General features: G+C 71.8%; 1 pseudogene. It reads right to left on the bottom strand.

The features are described from left to right. Positions 1-220, bottom strand: a pseudogene (locus TSO352_RS33480) (acetaldehyde dehydrogenase); the annotation flags it as partial.

The following is a 220-nucleotide window of genomic DNA, read 5'->3' as shown; positions in this document are numbered from 1 at the left end:
GATGTCCTCGGGGGCGCCGGCCTCGACCGCGGCGGCGAGCACCAGGCGGGCGGCCTCGCAGGTGGATTTGCGGGCGCGCGGGTGGGGGGAGAAGATCAGGCCGTTGCGGGTCTTCAGCGCGATCAGCGCCTTGAAGATGGCGGTGGAGGTCGGGTTGGTGGTGGGGACGATGCCGCAGATCAGCCCGACCGGCTCGGCGATGGTGACGATGCCGGCGTCA

Source organism: Azospirillum sp. TSO35-2 (assembly GCF_003116095.1).
In the GTDB taxonomy this organism is placed as follows: Bacteria; Pseudomonadota; Alphaproteobacteria; order Azospirillales; family Azospirillaceae; genus Azospirillum.
The sequence above is the reverse complement of the archived record's forward strand: the minus strand, read 5'-3'. Positions and strand labels throughout refer to the sequence as shown.